Annotated in this window: 19 protein-coding genes and 1 pseudogene; 9 read left to right on the top strand and 11 right to left on the bottom strand. The window is 65.5% G+C overall.

Features of this window, described 5'->3' with window-relative positions; translation table 11 throughout:
• Positions 1-42 precede the first annotated feature (42 nt).
• Positions 43-1,202, bottom strand: a protein-coding gene (locus tag BM424_RS24335; protein ID WP_093412644.1) for an IS3 family transposase whose coding sequence is annotated in 2 segments (ribosomal slippage) — positions 43-927 and positions 930-1,202 — 1,158 coding nt in all. Because the reading frame shifts where the segments join, the coding sequence is not laid out codon by codon here.
• 489 nt (positions 1,203-1,691) lie between these two features.
• On the opposite strand from BM424_RS24335, the gene BM424_RS29915 reads away from it, so the two are divergent.
• The gene (locus BM424_RS29915; RefSeq protein WP_425442061.1) at positions 1,692-1,892 is read left to right on the top strand and encodes a WGxxGxxG family protein; all 201 of its coding nucleotides are present in this window, start codon (positions 1,692-1,694) and stop codon (positions 1,890-1,892) included.
• A 513-nt stretch (positions 1,893-2,405) separates the two neighbouring features.
• Here the strand turns inward: BM424_RS29915 and BM424_RS24330 are convergent.
• Positions 2,406-3,620, bottom strand: coding sequence for a sensor domain-containing diguanylate cyclase (locus tag BM424_RS24330; RefSeq protein ID WP_245776099.1), 1,215 nt, complete (start codon positions 3,618-3,620; stop codon positions 2,406-2,408).
• Between the two features lie 415 nt (positions 3,621-4,035).
• Between BM424_RS24330 and BM424_RS24325 the strand changes: the two genes are divergently transcribed.
• A complete protein-coding gene (locus BM424_RS24325; protein WP_245776098.1) occupies positions 4,036-4,824 on the top strand; it encodes an APC family permease in 789 nt (262 codons plus the stop codon).
• Between the two features lie 781 nt (positions 4,825-5,605).
• Here BM424_RS24325 and BM424_RS29000 read toward each other — a convergent pair.
• Together BM424_RS29000 and BM424_RS24320 are read right to left on the bottom strand one after the other, a co-directional pair.
• A complete protein-coding gene (locus BM424_RS29000; protein WP_175548246.1) occupies positions 5,606-6,064 on the bottom strand; it encodes a hypothetical protein in 459 nt (152 codons plus the stop codon).
• A 591-nt stretch (positions 6,065-6,655) separates the two neighbouring features.
• A complete protein-coding gene (locus BM424_RS24320) occupies positions 6,656-7,915 on the bottom strand; it encodes an IS701 family transposase (protein ID WP_093422407.1) in 1,260 nt (419 codons plus the stop codon).
• Positions 7,916-8,058: 143 nt separating this feature from the next.
• Between BM424_RS24320 and BM424_RS24315 the strand changes: the two are divergent.
• Together BM424_RS24315 and BM424_RS24310 are read left to right on the top strand one after the other, a co-directional pair.
• A pseudogene (locus tag BM424_RS24315) lies at positions 8,059-8,513 on the top strand (IS30 family transposase); the annotation flags it as partial.
• Between the two features lie 461 nt (positions 8,514-8,974).
• On the top strand, positions 8,975-9,586 hold the full coding sequence (locus BM424_RS24310) for a tyrosine-type recombinase/integrase (RefSeq protein WP_093422404.1): 612 nt from the start codon (positions 8,975-8,977) through the stop codon (positions 9,584-9,586).
• A gap of 132 nt (positions 9,587-9,718) precedes the next feature.
• Here the strand turns inward: BM424_RS24310 and BM424_RS24305 are convergent, their stop codons facing one another.
• On the bottom strand, positions 9,719-10,471 hold the full coding sequence (locus BM424_RS24305) for an IclR family transcriptional regulator (RefSeq protein WP_093422401.1): 753 nt from the start codon (positions 10,469-10,471) through the stop codon (positions 9,719-9,721).
• Positions 10,472-10,626: 155 nt separating this feature from the next.
• On the opposite strand from BM424_RS24305, the gene BM424_RS24300 reads away from it, so the two are divergent.
• The 5 genes from BM424_RS24300 (at position 10,627) to BM424_RS24280 (ending at position 16,284) form a co-directional block, all read left to right on the top strand.
• Positions 10,627-11,850: a CaiB/BaiF CoA transferase family protein gene (locus tag BM424_RS24300; RefSeq protein WP_093422399.1), complete on the top strand. Its 1,224-nt coding sequence runs from the start codon at positions 10,627-10,629 to the stop codon at positions 11,848-11,850.
• Between the two features lie 62 nt (positions 11,851-11,912).
• Positions 11,913-13,019: an acyl-CoA dehydrogenase family protein gene (locus BM424_RS24295; RefSeq protein WP_245776097.1), complete on the top strand. Its 1,107-nt coding sequence runs from the start codon at positions 11,913-11,915 to the stop codon at positions 13,017-13,019.
• Positions 13,019-14,047, top strand: a complete 1,029-nt coding sequence (locus BM424_RS24290; protein ID WP_093422393.1) for an acyl-CoA dehydrogenase family protein — start codon at positions 13,019-13,021, stop codon at positions 14,045-14,047. Before BM424_RS24295 ends, BM424_RS24290 begins: the two co-directional genes overlap by 1 nt.
• A 70-nt stretch (positions 14,048-14,117) precedes the next feature.
• Entirely contained in the window at positions 14,118-15,485 is a 1,368-nt protein-coding gene (locus tag BM424_RS24285; RefSeq protein ID WP_245776096.1) for an MFS transporter, read from the top strand.
• 19 nt (positions 15,486-15,504) lie between these two features.
• Positions 15,505-16,284, top strand: a complete 780-nt coding sequence (locus BM424_RS24280; RefSeq protein ID WP_093422391.1) for an enoyl-CoA hydratase/isomerase family protein — start codon at positions 15,505-15,507, stop codon at positions 16,282-16,284.
• Positions 16,285-16,710: 426 nt separating this feature from the next.
• Here the strand turns inward: BM424_RS24280 and BM424_RS24275 are convergent, their stop codons facing one another.
• The 6 genes from BM424_RS24275 to BM424_RS24255 all read right to left on the bottom strand — a co-directional run bounded on the left by BM424_RS24275 (position 16,711) and on the right by BM424_RS24255 (position 21,638).
• The gene (locus tag BM424_RS24275) at positions 16,711-17,457 is read right to left on the bottom strand and encodes an SDR family NAD(P)-dependent oxidoreductase (protein ID WP_093422388.1); all 747 of its coding nucleotides are present in this window, start codon (positions 17,455-17,457) and stop codon (positions 16,711-16,713) included.
• Positions 17,454-18,665: an NADH:flavin oxidoreductase gene (locus BM424_RS24270; protein WP_093422386.1), complete on the bottom strand. Its 1,212-nt coding sequence runs from the start codon at positions 18,663-18,665 to the stop codon at positions 17,454-17,456. The genes BM424_RS24275 and BM424_RS24270 overlap by 4 nt, the downstream gene beginning before the upstream one ends.
• Positions 18,643-19,053, bottom strand: a complete 411-nt coding sequence (locus tag BM424_RS29280; protein ID WP_217649822.1) for an SDR family oxidoreductase — start codon at positions 19,051-19,053, stop codon at positions 18,643-18,645. The genes BM424_RS24270 and BM424_RS29280 overlap by 23 nt, the downstream gene beginning before the upstream one ends.
• A gap of 8 nt (positions 19,054-19,061) precedes the next feature.
• Positions 19,062-19,547, bottom strand: a complete 486-nt coding sequence (locus tag BM424_RS29275) for an NAD-dependent epimerase/dehydratase family protein (RefSeq protein WP_217649821.1) — start codon at positions 19,545-19,547, stop codon at positions 19,062-19,064.
• 146 nt (positions 19,548-19,693) lie between these two features.
• Positions 19,694-20,749 carry a hypothetical protein gene (locus BM424_RS24260; RefSeq protein ID WP_093422383.1) on the bottom strand — a complete coding sequence of 352 codons (1,056 nt, stop codon included), beginning with the start codon at positions 20,747-20,749 and terminating at the stop codon, positions 19,694-19,696.
• A 31-nt stretch (positions 20,750-20,780) separates the two neighbouring features.
• Entirely contained in the window at positions 20,781-21,638 is an 858-nt protein-coding gene (locus tag BM424_RS24255) for an SDR family NAD(P)-dependent oxidoreductase (protein ID WP_093422461.1), read from the bottom strand.
• Between the last annotated feature and the right edge of the window lie 28 nt (positions 21,639-21,666).

The raw sequence follows: 21,666 nt of genomic DNA, 5'->3' as shown, positions 1-21,666 counted from the left end.
GGGACTGCCCAGGCTTTGGTTGACACGCGGGGTTGAGTGGTGTCAGGCCGCTGTAGCGGCGGTGTAGATGGTCTCAAACTCGACTGGGGTGAGTTTGCCGAGGCGGCGTTGCCGTCGCCGGCGGTGGTATTTGGTCTCGATCCAGGACACGATCGCCAGCCGTAGTTCCTCCCGACTCTTCCAGCGTCTGGTGTTGAGAATGTTCTTCTGTAGTAAGGAAAAGAAGGACTCCATGGCGGCGTTGTCGCCGCAGGCGCCGACCCGACCCATGGAGCCGGTCAGCCCGTGCGAGCGAAGCAGACGCCCGTAGCTTCTGGATCGAAATTGACTGCCCCTGTCCGAATGCACGATCACGCCCTGCGGGTTGCGCAGGGCGATGGCGTTGCGTAACGCGGCCACGGCCAACGACGAGCGCATCCGGGGGCCGATCGAGTAGCCGACGATGCGGTTGGAGTAGCAGTCCTTGACCGCGCACAGGTACAGCTTGCCCTCGGCGGTGGAATGCTCTGTGATGTCTGTCAACCACTTGGTATTCGGTGCGGTAGCGGTGAAATCGCGGTCCACGAGGTCGTCGTGCACCGGCGGTCCGGCCTTCGGATTGCGTGCCTTTTTCTTGGCATGCAAGGAAAAAATCTTCTGCATCGAGCAGATCCGCCATACCCGGTTCTCCGAGGCCGCGAAGCCTCGCCGGGCGAGTTCGTCGGCGATGAACCGATACCCCTCGGTCGGATCATCGGAATGGATCTCGAGGGCGGCCTTGATCAGATGGGCGTCGTCCCAGTCGCGTTGCGAGACCGGGTCGGATTCCCACTGGTAGTAGGCCTGCCGGGAGATACCCAGCACCCTGCACGTCACCGCCACCGGCACCCTGATCGGGGCGTCGGCGGCGGCCAGGTCACGGACGAGCGGGAAAGCTATTTTCCCCGCAGAGCACCCTGGGACAAATACGCCGCGGCCTTACGCAGGACCTCGTTCTCCTGCTCCAGCAGCCGGTTGCGCTTGCGGAGTTCCCGCAGCTCAGCCGGCTCCTCACGAGTCACACCCTCACGGGTGCCCTCGGCGACCTCAGCGGCACGCATCCAGTTCTTCAGGCAACCGATCGAGATCCCGAAATCAGCGGCGACCTGCTTCAACGATGTCTCGCCACGACGGGCCACCGCGACCACGTCATCACGAAACTCCTGCGGGTAGGGCTTGGGCACGACGACATCCTTCCAAGCGAGGCCGAAGCCTCACACATCAGGTGTCAACCAAACCCTGGGCAGACCCGATCGAGCAGCCATGCCTGCCCCGGAGACGGCGTGCCCTCGCTTCCACCGAGCCGCGCTTCACCCCTGTTGACGCGCAATGCGGTCGTCTGCGGGTTTAAGAAGCCAGCTCGTGGCAAACCTGACGTTGCGGAACCGCTTCTACGAAACTCGCGGCTGTAGCGCGAAGGTTGCACAATCTTTGTTCGAGAGCATGGCTCGAAGAGCAATCAGCAGGGAAGAAATATCCGGAGCAGGCGGCAAGCTGAAATGCCACCCGCACCCACTCCACCCTCTCGCGGAACCCAAGCGAGCGAATCGGAGTCGATCTCTCCACTTGGAAATCGGGCCTTGTGGAGCACGGAACAAGACACGAAGGGGTAACTACTGGCTCGTACGGTAGCGGCGGCAGCTCTCGCGGTCGGCTTGACGGCTGCGCCGGGTGTGGGCTTTGACGCGGCACCACTCTCAGCAACCGCCGCGAGTCGTGTCGTCCACATGCAGGAGCAACCAGAGCAGAAGGACGACAACAATCAGTACTGGGGCCTGTTCGGCTTGCTGGGTCTGGCCGGCCTCGCTGGGCTGATGCGGCGCCAGCAGCAGAGCAGGGAACGGCCGAGTGCGGGGCGCGGGCCTAGCGCGTGAGGCGTGGCAGCCGACCGCCCGCCTCGGCACTACATCGGAGGCCAAGAATGCGTTTTCGCAATGTGGAGATCAAGCCGATTGGCGGTGCGGTCGGCTGCCTGACCATGGTCCTCATCTCGGTTGTGCTGTCCGTGGCGTTGACGCTCGTGTTGAACTACATGCGGTGAATTCCACGCCACGCCAGCCATCACCGAAAGCGGGCGCACCCGGGCTGGAAGGCCCACGGTTCGCAGGCCCAGGCCAAGGCAACAGCTCGGCGCTCTACATCTGAGGGTCCACATTGGTCGGTAGTAGGCCGCCGGGAGAGCCCAGAACTCTGAACGTCACCCGCCACCGGCACCCTTATCGGGCGCCGGTGGCAGCCAGGTAGCGGCTTCGCCACGTCATCACGGAATTTCCTGCGGTTGACATGCTTGCAAGCGAAGACCGAAGCTCCGCACGTCAGGCGCCAACCACAAGCCTGAGAGCCCTGCGTCGCCGACCGGGCATATCACCAAACGCACACCATGCCCTCTAACTGGGACGGTGCTTGCGCGCGTACATGTCTCGGTCGGCGCTGTCCAGCAGGGCTCGGTAGGGGGTCGAGGCGCTTCGCGTGATGGCCATTCCCACGCTGGCGCCCGACCTGATGCGTAGATCGGGTGCGGTGGGCTCCGTGTTCAGACTGCGGTCGACTCGGGCGCGCAGTTCCTCGGCCTGGGCCTCGTCGGCCACGCTGGCGAGCACGACGAACTCGTCACCACCGACGCGAGCCACGGTGTCGGCGGTGCGCACGGCGCCTTGCAGCTCGCGTGCGGCGGCCTGCAAGATCTCGTCTCCCACGACGTGTCCGTAGCGGTCGTTGATCTCCTTGAACCCGTCCAGGTCGATCAGGAACACGGCGAGTACACCTTCCTGCTCCGGGAACTTCGCGAGCTCCTGCTGGTATCGGTCCATGAGCAGGGCGCGGTTGGCCACACCGGTAAGGGGATCGTGCAACGCCATGCGGGTCAGCTCGGCCAGGCGGCCCTCCTCCACCTGCGCATCGTCGCCGAGCGGCTCGTACTGGCCGACCACGTAGGCTGGCCGGTCATCCAGCCCTCGGATCAGACCGAGGCGGGCCAAGATCCAGAACGGGTGGCCGTCCCGGTGCCGCAGGCAGATCTCCAGACTGGCCGAATCGTTGCACCCATTCCGAAACTCGGCGTATAACGCTTCCACCGGTTCCTTGTCGCCGTTGTAAATCAAATCGGTGCACCGTTGGCCCACCAATTCCTCGCGGCGATAGCCGACCAACTCGCACAGCCTGACGTTGGCCTCGGTGCAGCGTCCCTCGAGATTTGTCAGGGCTATTCCGATGGGGGCGTTGATCAGTGTCTGGCGCCAGAGAAGCTCAGACTCGTAGCGAGCGGTAATGTCATGGAACTGGGAAACGATCAGTTCAGGGCTGCCGTCCTGCGCTCTGATCAGTGAACTGTTGACGAGCACCAGGATCACACTGCCGTCGCAGCGCAGGAGCCGCTTCTCCGCCGAGAAGCTCTCGATCTCCTCCAACAACATGCTCTCGACTGCTGTTTCCGTCAGCACGTAGTCATCCATGTGGGTGACGTCAGCGGGCAGCAGTTCGAGCAGCACCTCGCGGTCGTAGCCGAGCAGACGGCACATGGCCGGATTGACGTCCACGTGCCGCCCCTGCAGGTCGAGCAGCGCGATAGGACCGGAGACCTGATTCCACAGGGCCTCCCACAACGCGGTACCGCGTGTGCTTCGTGCCCCAACTCGCATAACACCGATACTAGCTGCCGACAGCGAGCATGTGCGAAGACTGACAGCGCGTGCAGGGGCAACCCAGCCAAGGGTTTAACTAGGAAGAAGATGTGATCAATTCCAGTAGATAGTGGACGTTCGGCAATCCGTTCGGTTAGCTTGCCGCACGAGGCATAACCCCCTCCGTGGCTTGGCGCCCCGGCTTGGCCGCCCCCCATCGAGCCGGGAGCCGATAGAAAACCGCCCCGGGTCCGACCGACAAATCGGTCAGATGCAGGGGCGGTTTCTCGTCAAAAACGCCGACAACCCCATGAAGCCGCCCTTGCCAGCACCATGCGATTACCTATGACGGCGCTGCCTACAACGAGATGAACGGTATTCAAGGCATTTAAAGCAAGTGGCCGTACTCGTCGCGTCCATCCGCAGCGACAGAACCAGGCTGCCAGGGCACCTGAGTCGCTTCTATGCTGACCAGCACAACAAAGAGGCGACAAGGCTGGGCAAACTTGCTGAGCTGCTGTGCTACAGCGAGCTCGGCACCCGTTTCCCGGTCGCCGGCGGCAAGTACTCGATCGTCGCCCGGGTGCTCGGTCGCGGCGCCGGCTGGATCACCTTCGTCATGAGCCTGGCGATGATCGTCGTGGTGCCGCCGGTGATCGCGCTCGGCACAGCCGAATACCTGAGTTCCGCGCTCGAACTGCCCACCGCCGCCACCGGCGCGGTGGTGATGTTGCTGGCGACCGCGACGGCACTGCTGGACGTGCGATCGAACGCGATGGTCACCGGGATCTTCCTGGGCGTCGAAGTGCTGGCAGCCGCTCTGGTGGCGATGTTCGGCTTCGCCCACGCCCACCGACCACTCAGCACGCTCGTGGCTCCGGTCATCCCGGACGCCGCAGGCGGTTCCACGCCGTTCACGCTGGGCGTGCTGCTGACCGGCCTGGCCGTCGGGATCTTCACCTTCCAGGGCTTCGGCAGCGCCGTCTACCTGTCCGAGGAGCTGAAGCAGCCGGAGCGAAGCGTCGCGCGCACCGTCATCTGGTCGCTGTTGGCAGCCATGCTGATCATCGGGCTGCCAACCGTAGCGATCGTCCTCGGCGCGCCGTCCGACGCCGACTTGGCCACCGCGGACTCGCCATCGTCGAATCCTGGGGCGGCCCGGCGCTGGCGACCTTCGTCGGACTGAGCGTCGCGACGGCGATCCTCAACGCGGTGATCGTGATGGTGCTGCAGAACGCCCGCGTGCTGTACGCGTCGGCACGGGACCGGGCCTGGCCGGCACCGACCAACCGGGCCCGCGGAACACACAGGTGGTTCTGTGGCAGTCGAGCCGGGCCCCCTCCGACTGTCACCCGCCCCGACTCGGCGGAACGCGACGTCCCGCCAGCCAAACATGCCCCGTTACGGCAGAACAGCGAGCATGTGCGAGGGCACACAGTGTGTGCACGGACACCAAGGGTTCAACTGGAAAGAAACTGTGATCGATTCCGCTAAGTGGCGGACGTCCGGCGCCCCGTTCGATTAGGGTCTCCTACGCCACACCCCCTCCGTGGCTTGGCGCCCCCGGCTTGGCCGCCCCCCATCGAGCCGGGAGCCCAATAGAAGACCGCCCCGCATCCGATCGACAAACCGGTCAGATGCAGGGGCGGTTTCTCCTCCACACGAGGTACGGCGCCTGCGGCGAAGTTTCTTGCGCGCTCAGGGCTTCGCGGGTCATGTAGCCCTGAGCGCCAAGCCGCCACCGAAGTAGCAGCCCGACCCAAATCCGCCCGCTACCGAGTACCCACGCGGCGCGCGGTGCTTCTCGGGCACACCGCGGTCGACCTCTACGGGCGGGCCGGAAGGCCCTGACGGCATACACGCTCCTACCAGCACGCATCGATCACTGGTAGTAGGGACCGTTGGCAACGGTCTGCGGTGCGCCTGTGCCTCACGCACGGATAGAACGGCGGGCCCCGCCGCCGACGTCAGTCTAACGGTCCGACGCTGGCGCCCGGATAAAAGCGGTCCGGATCGGCCCGCAATGCGCGTTGGCCTTTGCGAGAACAGCGAAGTTCCACCCCGGTGGACAAATCTGGCGTGCTATCGAAGGCGCGCCGGGCCCACCTTGAAGCGACTCGTGCGCTCACCGCACCATTCCGGCTGATTCCTGCGCTCATTCGCTTGATCCACGGCATGTTCGAGCTGATCGGAGAGTTCGCGGACAAGCCGGTGCAACGACCTGTTCCACTCAGGACCGACCTTAAGGCGATCCACACGCTGACTGAGGACACCCAGAAGGCGTCGCGTTCCGCGTACTCGCACTGCAACTGGTCGACCACCCGAACAGTGTGACGCGGATCACTCAGCTGAACGAACTCGTTTCGATAACCATTGGGCAACTCGATGCGAAAACCACCGAAGCGCGAGATCGTCTCGGGTTTCACGCGTGGACGTCGCCCTTCCGCATCGGCCCGAAGTAGTCCGCTGCCCCCTTCTGCACTGCGGCGGGGCGGGGCGACCCCCGACCGTTGCCCGCCCTGCCCCGACGGGACCGACGCCCCACCAGCCACACACGCCCCGTGACCGCAGGTCAGCGAGCGCGTGCGACGTGCATATTCCTGTCGGCGGGCGACCGCGTCAAGACTCAAAAGGAACTGCGAACGACCCCGAAAAGCGAACCCAGCCGGCCAGTCTGACCAGAATACCGGTGGGTAGAGCTCGGATTCGTGGCTATCGCGAAGCCTCAACTTCTAGTCGAAAGATGCCATTGAAGTCCCCCGACACAAGATTGCGACCTAATTCGTCAACACAGCACACTACAGAGCCGCAGCGATCGTTTGATCCTGCGGGTTTGTTGCTTTTCACGGTTACTGCCTTGTGCCGGTAATTCATGGTTGAACGGACCGGTCAGAGGCCTGGTCCAGCTCCGTGGAACATCGCCAGCATCACGCCACCGACGCCCTTGCTGTACTCGACAGTGCGCCGGTGCCGCGTTTCCAGTAGCGCACTAGTACTCCAGCCGTAGATCGTGATGGTCATGGTTCTTGGGTGGTTTGGTGCTGGTAGTGGGCTTGTTGGGCTCGGTGTTGGTGTCGCCTGCGCCATTGGGAGAAGCGCAGGTGGTGCGCGGTATCGGTGATCGGTGTAATGGCGAGCGTGGCGATCAGGTGGTGGATTTCGTTGCAGGTCAACGCGATCGAGCCGGTCGGTGCCGGTGCTCTGGCGCGTTCGGTGGCGGCGGCGATCGTGAGGAACGCGTGGGCGAGCATTGCCAGGACGGTCCAGCGTTGCCAGGAGGTCCAGCGTCGGACTTGGTGCTGGTCCAGACCGGTGAGCCCTTTGCTGGTTTGAAACGATTCCTCGATGCGCCAACGGGTTCCGGCCACCCGCACCAGAACAGGCAAGGCTGTGGTAGCGGCTGCGAAACAACGGTAGAACGCGAGCTCTTTCGTGCGGCGGTGACGCCGGATCAGCAGCCAACGATGCCCGGCTGGCGTGGCTTCGGGGTCGACGTCGATCAGGGCCCAGTCGTAGTAGCGGTGTCCTTTCGCGCCGGCGCCTGCCGGCAGGCGCTGCCAGGCGTGTTTCGGTAGCCGTGCCGCGAGTTCGTCCGGGCGGAAGGTTCCGGCCGCAGTGGCCACACGGCGGTCACAGCCGATGGCCAGAACGTAGCCGACACCGCGGTCTTCCAGCTCCGCGCGCAGGCGTGGGTCGGCGCCATATACCTCGTCGCCGGTCACCCATGATGCTGCGACTCCGGCATCCAGAGCGCGGGCGATCATCGTGTTGGCCAGCTCCGGTTTGGTCGCGAACCGGGCGTGCTCACCGATTCCGGTCGCGTGACAGCGTTCGGGATCGCTGGTCCAGGACTCCGGCAGGTACAAGGCCCGGTCGATGAAGGCGTGTCCCACCGCCGTCGCGTAGGTCAAATAGACCGCGACCTGGGCGTTCTCGATCCGTCCGGCCGTTCCTGTGTATTGACGTTGCGTCCCTGCTGTCTTGCTGCCCTTCTTCACATCGCCGGTCTCGTCCACGATCAGGACCGCGTCGGTCTCGCCAAGGTGCTCGCAGACGTAGTCGCGCAGGTCGTCGCGCACCGCATCGGCGTCCCACGCCGCCCGCGCCAGCAGGTGCTGCAACCCGTCCGGGCTCGAGTCCCCGACATACTCAGCGATGGTCCAGCAATTCTTCCGCGGCAACTCAGATATCAAGCCCAGCAACAGCTTCTCCGCCCGCCGACGCGGCTCAACCCGGGCGAACCGGCCCGCGATTCGCCCCGTGAGCTCATCGAACATCGCCCGCCAACGGGCAGGGTCTATGCTGGCGCCAGCGGCCGTCAGACAATCTTGGGAAGTCCACACAACCGACCATGATCAACTGGCGGCCGCACCCACCTCCAAGCACCTCTCACCAGCCCCGATCACGAAGTCCGGCTGGAGTACTAGTCCACCTGCCCCGCGAGCACGGTTATGGCGTGATCCCGCGAACCAAGAACGGGCCCGCATTGGCCGGTTATGGCGCTGTCACGATGAAAAACGCTCTCGCCTCCACGATCACGACCCTGCCCGAGCAACTGCGTCGATCAGTGGCCTGGGATCGCGGCAAGGAGATGTCCGCGCACGCGGCGTTCAAGGTCGAAACCGGTATCCCCGTCTACTTCGCCGACCCCCACAGTCCCTGGCAGCGCGGCACGAACGAAACAGCAATGGCCTGCTCCGCCAATACTTCCCCAAAGGAACAGACCTCTCACGTTGGAACGCCGAGGAGCTCCAGGCCGTCGCCGACACACTCAACCACCGACCACGCAAGACACTCGGATGGAAAACTCCCGCCGAAGCACTTGACCAACACCTACAATCGCTCCAACAACCCGGTGTTGCGACCACCGGTTGAATCCGTCCCGGCATCGCGGCAGTGCTGCTCGCAACACGCCGAAAATCCCACCCATCGACGCCCCGCACACGGCGCCGCACACTGACCCCCATGAGACAACGCCACCTGCTATAGTTCTTGGTGTGATTTCCCCAAACACGGGAAATTGCACGCATTTGGGGGTTCAAGTCCCCCTACCAACCCGCTCCCGCGCATGTATTCGCGCGCGTGAGAGCCGCGCGAGCGGCCCACCGTAGCAGGTCCGGTAGCGCGTTCCAGCTGTCGTTGAGCCGCTTTCGCCAGGTCTACAACCCCGTCCTTTTGCTTCTCACCTTGCGCCTTCTCCCGCGACAGCGGCGAGCTGTCCATGGTGGGCCAGACCAAGGTGCGACGGATTTGCAGAATCCAGAGCTAGCGTCGTTGGCCAACGCTGGCGCAGCGCAGTGCTACGCAGCTGAGCATCGGACTCTGGGGAGGGCAACGTGGATCTTGAGCGCTTGTCGGCTGGCTTGTCCGAGTCGTGGCGTTGCCTGATTCGGGACTGGGACCGGTGTTTGCGTTCGACTGGGCGGCCTGAGACGACCCGGTACAACTATCTGCTGGCGGTGGTCCAGCTTGGGAAGTACGTCGTGGCCAACAGCGGTGGGTATGCGGCTCAGGATCCCGCAGCCGTGTCGCGTGCGGACGTAGAGTCGTTCCAGGCGTGGATGATTGAGACTCGGTCGGCCTCGACCGCTCTCAACAAGCACAAGTTCCTGCAGCAGTTCTTCCACTGGCTGGCCGAGGACGAGCAAGCCGTGGAGCGCTCACCTGTGGACGGAGTTCGTCCGCCGCAGCCGCCGACGAAGTTGATCCCGGTCATCAGTACCGACGACACGACACGCTTGTTGGAGTCGTGCAAGGGCTCTGGGTTCATGAATCTTCGTGATCAGGCGATGATCCGGTTGTACTGCAACACCGGCGCACGGCTTTCCGAAGTCGCCAACCTACGTATCGATGACATCGACTGGACCACGGATTCGCCATCCGAGGCCCTGGGATGCGCACCACTGAATCAAATTCAGCGCTCACTGAACTTATCGTTCAAACAATAGGCCCGGACCATACCGGCGCTCGCCTCAACGACCGCGTCTCTCCGCAGCAACCTCGCGGAGACTTTGGCTGACCTCTTCCGACTAGTCGCGGCGGGCTGCAACTAGCGGAGCGGCCTCAGGCGCAGATCCGCGTCACGTCATCCCGCCCGCAGCCGTACTGCGGATTGATCCCTGCAAGATGCCCACCAGGCTCTCACGTTGTTCAGCGATCACTGTCGGGGTGGAGATCATGCCTATGGCAGCCACGGTCTTGCCGTTCTCGCGGATCGCGATCGAGACTCCGTCGCCTTCTTCAGATGCGTTGGGGGAAGCACAGATTCCAGTGGCCTCGATTTCAGGCAGCGCGGCGAAGAACCTGTCGACGAGGTACCCCTCCTCCGCACCGACACTGCGGAGGTAGGCCCACAGGTCGCGCTTCTCCATGCCCGCGAGCAGCACCCACCCGGAGGAGGTGCGGATGAGAGATCTCCGCACGTAGTTCTCGGCCAGGTAGGCGAAGCGCGGATCCGACCCGCAGTAGTCCACGTAGAAGACGTTCCCGCCCACGGCGATGGAGAGCACGGTCGTCAAGCCAGATCGTTCGTGGATGGCTTCGAGGTCTGCGTGCGTCACGGTCGAGACCGGCTGCCGTCCAGCCAGACGGTTCAGCAGGTACGGCGCGCTGCCCAATGAGTACCGTCGATCGCGCTCGTCGAGATACCCGGTGGCCACCAGTCCGTTGACCAGACCTTGGATTGAACTCACCGGTGCCGCGAGCTCTTTCGCGAGATCAGTGAGCGTGACCCCGGAGCGCGAGCGTGCCGCGTGCTCGAGGATCGCCGCAACGCGATCCACGGTCCGATGACGGGCTCGCGCCTTCGTGGGCGCCTCGTCGGGCTGGGTCATGACGACCTCTCACCGTCCACATCGATCTCCCCCGCTGTTCACCTGCCACCATTGTAATGGTTACTTATATACGGATCGTTTTGCAGTATTGCGTATCTTGCGTTGCGGGTGCCATAGTCCTGCGGTGCCACACGTCACGGCGGATGGAGGCTTCGATGCACCCGACACCGGGCGCCCTTGCTGGACTGCGCGTCATCGACCTGACCACGGTGATCATGGGCCCGTTCGCCACGGCAACGCTGGCCGACCTGGGCGCGGACGTCGTGAAGGTGGAAAGCCTCGACGGCGACATGACTCGGAGCATCGGAGCCCGGCGGCACGAGGGGATGAGCGCATTGACGCTCAACCTGCAGCGCAACAAGCGCAGCATCGCCGTTGACCTCAACACCGAGGACGGTCGGACGGTGCTCGACGACCTGGTCCGCAGCGCCGACGTCCTCGTCACCAATTTGCGCCCGCGCTCACGCGAGAAGCTGGGCATCACCTTTGAGCGGTTGTCGCAGATCAACCCAGGCTTGATCCTGTGCACCGCGCAGGCGTACGGCTCCGAGACGGCGTCCCGCGACAACCCCGCCTACGACGACATCGTCCAAGCCGCATCGGGTGCGGCGAAGCTCTCCGAACTCATCGACGGCGAACCGCGTTACGCGCCGTACGTCATCGCCGACAAGGTCGTCGGCCTCTACATCGTCATCGCCGTCCTGTCGGCGGCGATGACGAAGAGGAAGACCGGGGTCGGTCAGGCGGTCGATGTGCCGATGGTCGACTCGATGATCGCCTTCAACCTGGTCGAGCACTTCGCCGGACGCACCTTCACTCCCGCTGAGGGGGACTTCGGGTGGGCCCGTGTGCTCACCCCCGAGCGGGTACCGCACCAGACCGCTGACGGCTGGATCTGCATCCTGCCGTACTCGTCGAAGAACTGGGACGACTTCTTCACCGCCGCAGGCAGGCAAGACCTGGTCGGCAACCCGCGGTACGCGACGGTCAACGCCCGCCACCGCCACATGGGAGAGCTCCTCACCGCCGTCCGCGAGGTTGCGAGCGAACGCACCACCGACGAGTGGCTGGCGCTGTGCGAGCTCCACGGCATCCCGGCATCCGACCTGCTCGATCTCGGCAAAGCCGCTGAGAATCCCTACGTCCTGGGCCAGGAACTGATCACGAAGCGGGAACACCCCACCGAGGGCGAGTACTACGCGACTCGCACCCCGTTCGCGATGTCACGCACGCCTGTCGCCCTCCACCGTCACGCCCCGTTGCTCGGCGAGAACACCGTCGAACTTCTCACCGGCCTCGGGTACACCGAAGACGACATCCGGGCGCTGGTCGACGTCGGCGTGGTCAAGACCGCCTCGCCCGAAGCCGCGTCGGCCTGACTCAGGAGAACCGCACCATGACTCATCGCAGACCGGTCCCTCCTGTCCGTTCCGATCCACACATGATGGACGAGTTGCGGGCGGAGGTCCGCAAGTTTCTCACCGAGCAGCGCGCCGCCGGCCGGATCGGCCGCGGCGTCGACAGCTGGCTCACCGGTTGGGACGAGAACTTCTCGCGCGCATTGGCCGCCCGCGGCTGGCTCGGCATGACCGTTCCCGCCGAGTACGGCGGGCACTGCCGCAGCCACCTCGAGCGGTTCGTCGTCACCGAGGAACTGCTCGCTGCGGGCGCCCCCGTGGCCGCGCACTGGATCGCCGACCGCCAGATCGTACCTTCGCTGCTCAAGTACGGTACCGGCGTGCAGAAACAAGCGTTTCTGCCCAGGATTGCTCGGGGCGAGTGCTTTTTCGCGATCGGTATGAGCGAGCCCGACTCTGGGTCGGACTTGGCCAGCGTGCGCACGAAAGCCACCCGCGTGGACGGGGGCTGGCGGGTCAGCGGCACCAAGTTGTGGACCTCCGGCGCGCACCGGGCAAACGCGTTCATCTGCCTCGCCCGCACCGCGCCTGCCGACGCCGAGCACCGGCACAGCGGGTTGAGCCAGTTCATCGTCGACCTGCGCGCCCCGCGCGTGGACATCCGTCCGGTGATCTCCATGAACGGCCGACACCACTTCAACGAGGTCCTCCTCGACGACGTCTTCGTCCCCGATGACATGGTGTTCGGCACCATCGGGAACGGCTGGCAGCAGGTCACCTCCGAGCTCAGCTTCGAACGCAGCGGCCCCGAGCGCTTCCTGTCCACCTTCCCCCTGCTCGCGCAGACCGCCGAGCACATGTGCCGTGACGCCCTGCCCCGGAATACCGATCTCGGCCGATATGTCGCCCGCGTCGCCGGTCTGCACCAGATGTCCACCGCGGTCGCCGGAGCGTTGGAGCGTCAGGAACCTGTCGATACGGCCGCTGCCGTGGTGAAGGTCGTGGGCACCTCCACCGAAGGTGACATCGCCGATTTCGCCGATCTGCTGGCCGGCGAAGTCTCCGACGAGGACGCCGCGTACCGCGCCATGCTCGATGAGGCCATCGTCCAGCGCCCCGGGTTCACCCTCCGCGGCGGTACCAGCGAAGTACTGCGCGGCGTGATCGCCCGCGGATTGGGGATGCGCTGATGACTGCGCCGACTACCGTCGATGCGGACCTCGCAGACATGATGTCCGCAGTGTTCTCGCAGTACCGGGACAAGAACGAGGCCGCCGAAGGCACGGCTGTCTGGGATGTGACTCTGTGGGACCAGCTCACCGAACTCGGGCTCGTCCGCCTCACCGGCAGCGAAATCTCCGGCGGCAGCGGCGCCGGCTGGGCCGAGGCGGCCGAACTTCTCCGCGCTGCAGCGCGCAACGGCGTCCACGTGCCCCTCGCCGAGCATGACCTGCTCGCCTGCTGGCTACTCGAATCCGCCGGACTCCCCGTCGACGACGCCCGCCGCACCGCGTGCCTGCTCGACAGCAACGGCATCGCCCGCAACACGCCCTGGGCAGCTCAGGCCGAGCAAGTCGTGACCGTCTGGCCCGACGCCGGTACCTTCCGCGTGGCCGACGTCCAGACTTCCTCGCTGAGCATCACTCCCGGCATCAACCGCGCCGGTGAGCCCCGCGACACCGTCACCGCCGACACCGCCACGTTGACCGGAACCCCAGTGCCGGACTCCTTGATCGACCAGTTCAACCTCCGCGGAGCCCTCATACGCGGCCTGCAGATGTGCGCCGCACTCGATCGCATCTTGGAGCTGTCGATCACCCACACCATCGAGCGCGTCCAATTCGGGCGGCCGTTGTCCAAGTTCCAAGCCGTGCAACACCTGGTCGCCGACATCGCCGCCGAGGCGTCCCTGGCCCGCGCCTCCACCGAGGCCGCCCTCGCGGAAGCCATCCGCACCGACTGGTCCAGCACGAACCTCGACTTCCTCATCGCCGCTGCCCGTTCCTGCGCCGGCCACGCCGCCTCAGTCGTGGTCCGCAACGCACACCAGGTCCACGGGGCCATCGGAACCACCCGCGAACACCCCCTGCACGAGTTCACCCAGCCCGCACTCGCCTGGCGATCGGAATTCGGATCCGTCCACCACTGGGACGACAAGCTCACCACCGCCGCACTCGCCGCCGGCCCCGAAGATCTGTGGACCCTCATCACCGCATAGGGCGCCCGCCACCACGCGCACGCGCCCATCCACATCGGCCAGAGAGCTGCTCAGCTACGGAGACCTCGCTTTGACACCCGGCCCATCCGACAGCGACCCCGGCCGCCCCCGCGGCCACTACATCAGATCACTGATCGCCGGATCCATCGGCAACATGATCGAGTGGTTCGACTGGTTCGTCTACACCACCTTCGCGATCTACTTCGCGGGCCAGTTCTTCCCCAAGGGCGACAGCACCGCCCAACTCCTCAACACCGCAGCGATCTTCGCCGTCGGCTTCCTCGCCCGACCCCTCGGCGGCTGGCTGCTCGGCCGGCTAGCCGACCGAAAGGGCCGCAAGAGCGGACTGACGTTCACCGTCACGATGATGTCGTTCAGCGCACTGCTCATCGCCGTGGCACCGAACCACGCCACAGCCGGATACCTCGGCGCCAGCATGCTGCTCATCGCACGGATCCTGCAAGGCCTCTCCGTCGGCGGCGAGTACGCCACCTCCGCGGCATACCTGACCGAGGTCTCGAAGAAGACTTGGCGCGGACTCGGCGGAAGCTTCCAGTACATCTCGGTGACCCTCGGCCAGATCGCCGGTGCGCTGCTCCTCATCACGCTCCAGCTCCTCCTCAGCAACGCGCAACTCATGTCGTGGGGCTGGCGCATCCCGTTCATCATCGGCGCGATCGCGGGCGTTGCGGTGTTCTACCTGCGCCGAGGCATGCACGAGACCGAGGCGTACTCGACCCTCGCGAACACGGACACGGAGAACAAGCGCGGCACCATCGCCGAGGTGTGGAAACACCGCCGTGCAGCGTTCCTCGTCCTCACGCTCACCCTCGGCGGCTCGGTCGCCTACTACACCTACACCACGTACCTCACCACGTACCTGGTCAACAGCGTGGGACTGTCCAAAGAAGAAGCAGCGCGGATCAACCTCGTCGCGCTCGTCGTGTTCCTGTTCCTGCTGCCCCTCGGGGGATACATCTCGGACAAGGTCGGCCGCCGCCCCGTGCTGATCTTCTTCGGGCTCGGCACGACCGCGTTCACCTACCCGATCCTCCAGGGCATGCAGAACCAACCGACATGGCTCTGGTGCCTGGCCTACACCCTGATCGGCCTCACCTTCGTCGCCGGCTACTCCTCCATCAACGCCGTGGTCAAGGCCGAGCTGTTCCCGACCGAGGTCCGGACAGTCGGCGTCGCCATCCCCTACAACATCGCCCAGGCGATCTTCGGCGGCACAGCCTCCTACATCGCCCTGGCCTTCCGGAGCGCCGGTCACGAGGACTACTTCTTCTACTACGTCTCGGCTTGCGCTCTCATCTCGCTGCTGACCTACGCGCTCATGCGGGAAACCCGCGATGCCGAACTGACCCACAAGACCGCGCTCGCGGGCTCCGGTCTCGCCGCAACCGGGCACGTCGACGCCGATACCCGCCCCTGATCGACAAGGAGAACATCACATGCCTGACCTCGAATACACCGTCAAGGACGGCATCGGCACCATCCTCCTCAACCGCGCCCACCGCAAGAACGCCTTCACCCTCGAGATGCTCGACCAGTGGGCTGCAGCACTGCGCGAGGCACGCACCGACGACACCGTGCGCGTCGTCCTCGTCACCGGGTCGCAAGGGGCGTTCTGCGCCGGCGTGGACCTCGACGACTTCGCGCAAATCACCTCAACCCTCGATCGCCAGGAGGTACTGCAGAACCGGGTCCACCGCGTCGCCGCAGCCGCCCTGGAACTCGACAAACCACTCATCGCCGCCGTCGACGGTGTCGCGGTCGGCGCCGGAATGGACATGGCGCTGGGCTGCGACCTGCGCCTGGCCTCGACCCGAGCCCGATTCTCCGAAGGCTACGTCCGCGTCGGCCTCATTCCAGGCGACGGCGGCGCGCACCTGCTGCCCAGAATCGTCGGACAGGCACGTGCTCTGGAACTGCTGTGGACCGGACGGTTCGTCGACGCACAAGAAGCCCTGGACCTCGGGCTGGTCCTCTCGGTCCATCCACCCGAGGAGTTCCCCGAGGCGGTGCACAGCCTGTGCCGAAGTCTGGCCGACGGACCGCCCGTCGCGATCCGCGCGATCAAACGCCTCGTCCGCAACGGCGAACGAGCCGACTTCATGTCCTCGCTGTCGATGGCCGCCGCCGAACAGGCCGTTGTTCAGTCCACACAGGACTCAGCCGAAGCGGTCTCAGCCTTCCGCGACAAGCGAACCCCCTCCTTCACCGGCTCCTGACCACACGAGAGCGTCGCATCCCCAGGCTGCAAGCGTTGTCAATTTCTCAAGACCTCGACAACCGACCTCGACCCAAGATTCTGAATTGGGGCCAATGGCCGATTGGTATCCCAGTCTCCGAGTAGTTACGCATATCCGGGTGACGTGACATTCAAATACCGAAGAAATTGGAATCCGCTAGTCAGGTGCAGGGTGATGACCGGCGTGACGCCCAGCTGCGTCGCGGTCTCGATCATCCTGTGCCAGCGCCGCTCGGGAGATGACACCGGGCTGGAGCTAGATTGCGCGGCCATTCGAGGCCGAACCGGTAAGCGCACAAGCCGGCGTCGGCGCGCAGCCGCATGTCCTCGGGTAGCGGTGATAGCTGTCGACGACGTCGACGCTGCGCGGCATGCCGGAGCTCAGGCCTTTCACTGCGCTTGTCGGTCAGCCAGCGGTCATCCCGTTGTCGACATTGAGGACCGCTCCGTGGATCGACCGCGCCTCATCGGAGGCGAGGAACGCGAACAGCGCTGCGACGTCCTCGGCCTCGCCCGCCCGTCGCACCGGCGCGTAGCGCATCAGCAGATCGTCTTCGATCGCGTCGGGGAATTCGAAGCCCTGCATCAGCGGCGTGTTGATCGCACCCGGGGCGATCGCGTTCACCCGGATCCCGCTCTTGATGTATTCCATGGCCAGGGATTTGGTCAGATGGATGACCGCAGCCTTCGAGGCGCAGTAGGCCGCGGTGTAGGCCTGCCCCACCATGCCCGCGCTGGAAGCCATGTTGATCAGCGAACCACTGGACTCCACCAGGTGCGGTAACGCAGCCTGACCGAGGTAAACGCACGCGTCGACGTTGACGCCCATCAGCTTCCGGTAATCGGCCGGAAGCATCTCCGCGTAGTGGCCTGCCTTCACCATGCCCGCGATGTTGCCCAGCACGTCGAGGCGACCGTGCTCCACAACGCAGGCTCGGACGGCTTCCTGGCACACCTCGGGCTGCGAGATGTCCGCGACATAGGGCCTCACCACTCCATCGGAGAGGGCCGCGGTTTCTGCAACCCGCTGTTCATCTAGGTCCACGCCGAACACGACGGCACCCTCGTTCGCCAGCCGAACGGCCACCGCCCGGCCGATGCCGGATCCCGCACCGGTGATCAGAGCGACCTTGCCCGCGAAACGTGTGCTCATCGCGAATCCCCCCTGCTGCCATTGCTTTCGTCTTCCGGGACCAGGACGCACCGGCTCCCGGTGAAGATCGTGACCATGCAGCGATTGTTGTGGTTGCACAGCGACCGCGTGCTGGGATCGGTGGCGATCCGGTTGATCAGGTCGGGCTCGCGCAGCAGCGCGCGGCCCATCGCGACGAACTGGAATCCCTCGTGCATGGCGGTGTCCATGATCTGGCGTTGGGTGATCCCGCCGAGGAGCACCATCGGAAGATCCACCGCCGCGCGGATCTGCCGCGCGTCCTCCAGAAGATAGCCGTCCTGGTAGGGGTATTCGCGGATGAACCGGTCGCCGACGAGCTTCACACCCGTGCGAATCGGCTGCGGCATCACCTCTGCGAACTCGTGCACCGGGGCTTCGCCCTTGAACAGGTACATGGGGTTGAGCAGGGAGCTCCCCGCGGTCATCTCCAACGCGTCGACCGTGCCCTCGGACTCCAACCACTGGGCGACGGTGATCGCTTCGTCCAGCCAGAACCCGCCGGGAACACCGTCGTCCATGTTCAACTTGGCCAGGATCGCGATCCGGTCCCCCACCGCTTCCCGGACCGCACGCATGATCCGCAGCGCGAGCCGGGCGCGGTTCGCGAGAGTTCCGCCGTAGGCATCGTTGCGCTTGTTGAGCTTGGGGCTCAGGAAGGAGCTCGCGAGGTAGTTGTGCCCCAGATGGATCTCCACGGCGTCGAACCCCGTGTCGACCGCCATCGCCGCGGCCTCGCCGTGGGCCCGCACGATCCGGTCGATGTCCGCCATCGTCGCGGCCTTGACCTTGCGCAGTGACAACATGCTCAGCGACGGGCTCGGACCGAGCGCGGGCAGCTTCGTCTTGGTCGAGTCACCGACCGGACCGGAGTGCCCGACCTGCGCGGAGATCGCCGCACCGTGCGCGTGCACCGCTTCCGTCAGCCTGCGCAGTCCCGGTTTCGCTTCGGGACGCCACACGATCTGTTCCCCGTCGGTGCGCCCCTCGGGTGCCACCGCGCAGTAGGCGACGGTCGTCATCCCCACTCCACCGGCGGCGTGCCGGACGTGGAAGTCGATCAACTGGTCGGTGACCAGTCCGCCGCGCGCCATGTTCTCGTAGGTCGCGGCCTTGATGACTCGGTTGCGCAGTGTCACCGGCCCCAGCGTTGCCGGGGCGAGGACATCAGGAATCTTCTTCTCGCGCATGGACACCTTCTCCTGTGTTGTCGACAGTGCGTTCCGTCCTTGCTTTTCCGAACTCGCGCATGCGACGCACGTACCGAACGAGCCGGCGAAGCGGGACTGGACGGGGCCAGGCGCCCGGGCGGAAGTAGGCGTCGCTTCCCCCGTCGACGAACACCACAGAACCGACGAGGAAGTCGGCCGCGCCGGAGAGCATGAACACCACCCAGTCGGCGAGCTGCGACGGATCGCCGAAGCCTCCGATGGGGACCCGGAACGACCTGATCGCCTTTGCCTGCCCTGGAGTCTTGAGCTGCTGTTCCAGCAACGGGGTCAGGATCGCGCCCGGAGCCAGGGCGTTGAGCCGGATTCCGGCTCCGGCCCACTCCGGCAGCACGGCCTCGCGGCGCACCCAGTGACTCAGGGCGATCTTGACGCGGCGTAGATCATCGCGGTGGAGGCCCGGCCGAACGATCGCGTTCGGCGCACCGCCCTGTCCGGGTCGCCGGCGAGCAGCGCGCGCACCGCACGACGAGGCACGAGGGGCGTGGTGGTGGTCGAGTTGCTGGAGAACGCCACGACCTTGGCGTTGCCCGCAGCGGCCAGCGCGGGCCGCCACGCCTTCAGCAGCTCGACGGCTCCGAGGTAGTTGACCCGTGCGATCACGGCCTCCCGACCCGGCACCGGCCCGATCCCGGCAGCCAGAACGGCACCGTCGAGCCTCCCGTCGACGGCGGAGAGAACCCTCTCCGCAGCGTCCCGCCGACCTTCGTGGGTGGACAGGTCCGCCGTCACTTCGGAGTTGGCCAGATCCACACCGATGACGGTGTGGCCCTGCCCCCGGAGCTTTGCCACGATCTCGGATCCCATCCCCGACGCCGACCCGGTGACCGCGTAGGTACCCACGACATCCCCTTCCGCAATGACTTCCCGGCGAGCCTACATGTTTTTGGCTCATCACGACAAAATTTGCTCACTCCTGTCCCCCAACGGTTTCCGCCACCCGGCCCGCAACTCACCGAGCCGGGAGCTGGATCCGGCTGCCGGTCAGGTCAACGGATGTCGAGCGGTGCTTCCGGTGGGTATTCGGCCGGCGACACCGCGTAGGTGTTGTTGAGCAGGGCGATGAATTCCGGGTTCGTCATCGGATCGGCCGGGAAGTCGAACGCGATACCGCGCCGCGACAGGTCGTCACCCAGAACGTCGAAGACCTTCTCCGGGGTCAGGTCGTCGGTGTGGTCCAGGTACCGGTCGGCGTCAGCGCGGTCGTCAAAGACCAGTGCCGTGTAGTGAAACAGGGTGCGCACTTCGCCGTCGGTGTAACGGCCGATCTCCCGATCGCCGTTGCGCACGACCCACTCCCCGCCCTCCGCGTGCAAGCGCGAGTCCATCTCCAAGTCGGGCATGTCGCGGAGGTCACGGGGCCCACTGGCCTCACGCCGGTGATACATCCTGGAATTGTCCGCCAGCACACCGGTGTTCCAGAACGGCGACGGCAGACGTCGCGGTGCGCGGTCAGGCCCGTCGGGCCAGTAGGTGAAACCGCCGTCCAGATCCGAATCGTAGAAGTAGGCGATCACCTGAGCGGTCTTGACCTCCCAGTGGTCGAAGAGGCCGGACTTGGCCATGACGCTGAGCAGCCAGATCGGGGTGTCGACCGAACTCATCCCGCGCCAGTTGCCGCTGTCGAAATGCCCTGCGTCGAAGCTGTGCGAGGGCATCGCGAGGTTGAACAGCATGTGGTGCGGCATGCCGTAAGCCGCCCCGTGGACGCTCTTCGCGTGCTCCAGCAGCCTGCGCCCCTGGTAGATGTCGCGGAGCTCCTCGTAGAAGGCGACGCCTTCTTTCGCGAAGTAGCCGCGGAACACGGGTGCCGCGAAGTCCGACAACGTAGCGTCCGGCTTGGCCTCGCGCCCACCCGAAACCGCCAGGTACTCCTCGGTGGAGCGGAAGTGGTGCGCCACGATCAGCGGCCACGGACCGCGCTCGGCGATCACGCCGAACAAGGTCGCGACCTCGTCCTGGCCGTACAGGTCGTCGACCACGCGCGGCGGTGCCACTGGGGTGAGCGGATGGCGGCGGCCGGAATCCCGCAAGGTTGTCGTCATGGCCTGGTCCTCCTCTGGACAGCTCCCGAACTCACTCATCGTTCTGGGGGACGAAACGGCTCCGAAACACCGCCGGGGAACGGCGTTCGGCGAGCTGCTCGGCGCGGGAACGCATAGCACCGAGAACCATGTCGGGCTGGGTGACGATGTAGAACTCGCCCTGCGCGGCCTGCTCCACGATCGTCTCGCCGGCCTCTGCGGGCGAGATCGCCCGTTCCCGCACCGAGAACATGTCACGACGGTGCCGCTCAGCCGCGTCGACGTCGCCGTGCTCCACTCCGCCCGCGCTGCTGAAGATGTCGGAGAGGACCGCGCCCGGGAGTACCGCGGCTACGTTCACGTCCGCTCCGACGAGTCCGATCTCCTGGTGCAAGCATTCGGCGAGGGCGAGCACGGCGTGCTTGCTCACGATGTAGGACGACTGCATCGGCATCGAGACGACCGAGCCGATCGAGGCCATCACCAGCACGTGGCTGCGCCCCGGGTCGACGAGCATGTCCGGAAGGAATGCCCGTGCGCAGTGGAAGACCCCGTTGACGTTGACCTCCATCACCCGCTGCCAGCCGGCCACCGGCGTGTCCCAGAGGTGGCCGAACTGCTGGAGCCCGGCATTGGCGATCAGCAATCGCACCGGGCCGAGCTCGGAACGAACCCATCGCGCCAGTCCCGCCACAGCGTCCCCGTCGCGCACGTCGACCGCGTACGGGATTCCGCGGCCAGGAGCGGGCAGGTCACCGGCCACTCGCCGGGCAGCCGCCTCGTCGATGTCGGCGACCACCACCGTCATGCCCAGACCTGCCAGGTGACGGGCCAGACCTTCGCCGATCCCCGCACCCGCACCGGTGATCACCGCCAGGCCGTGGCCGAAGACCTCCTGCTGCGTCGCCATGCTCATCCCTTCCCCGTCGATGGGTGAA

This window comes from Saccharopolyspora flava (genome assembly GCF_900116135.1).
Taxonomy (GTDB): domain Bacteria; phylum Actinomycetota; class Actinomycetes; order Mycobacteriales; family Pseudonocardiaceae; genus Saccharopolyspora; species Saccharopolyspora flava.
This window is presented reverse-complemented; position numbering and strand designations above follow the sequence as displayed.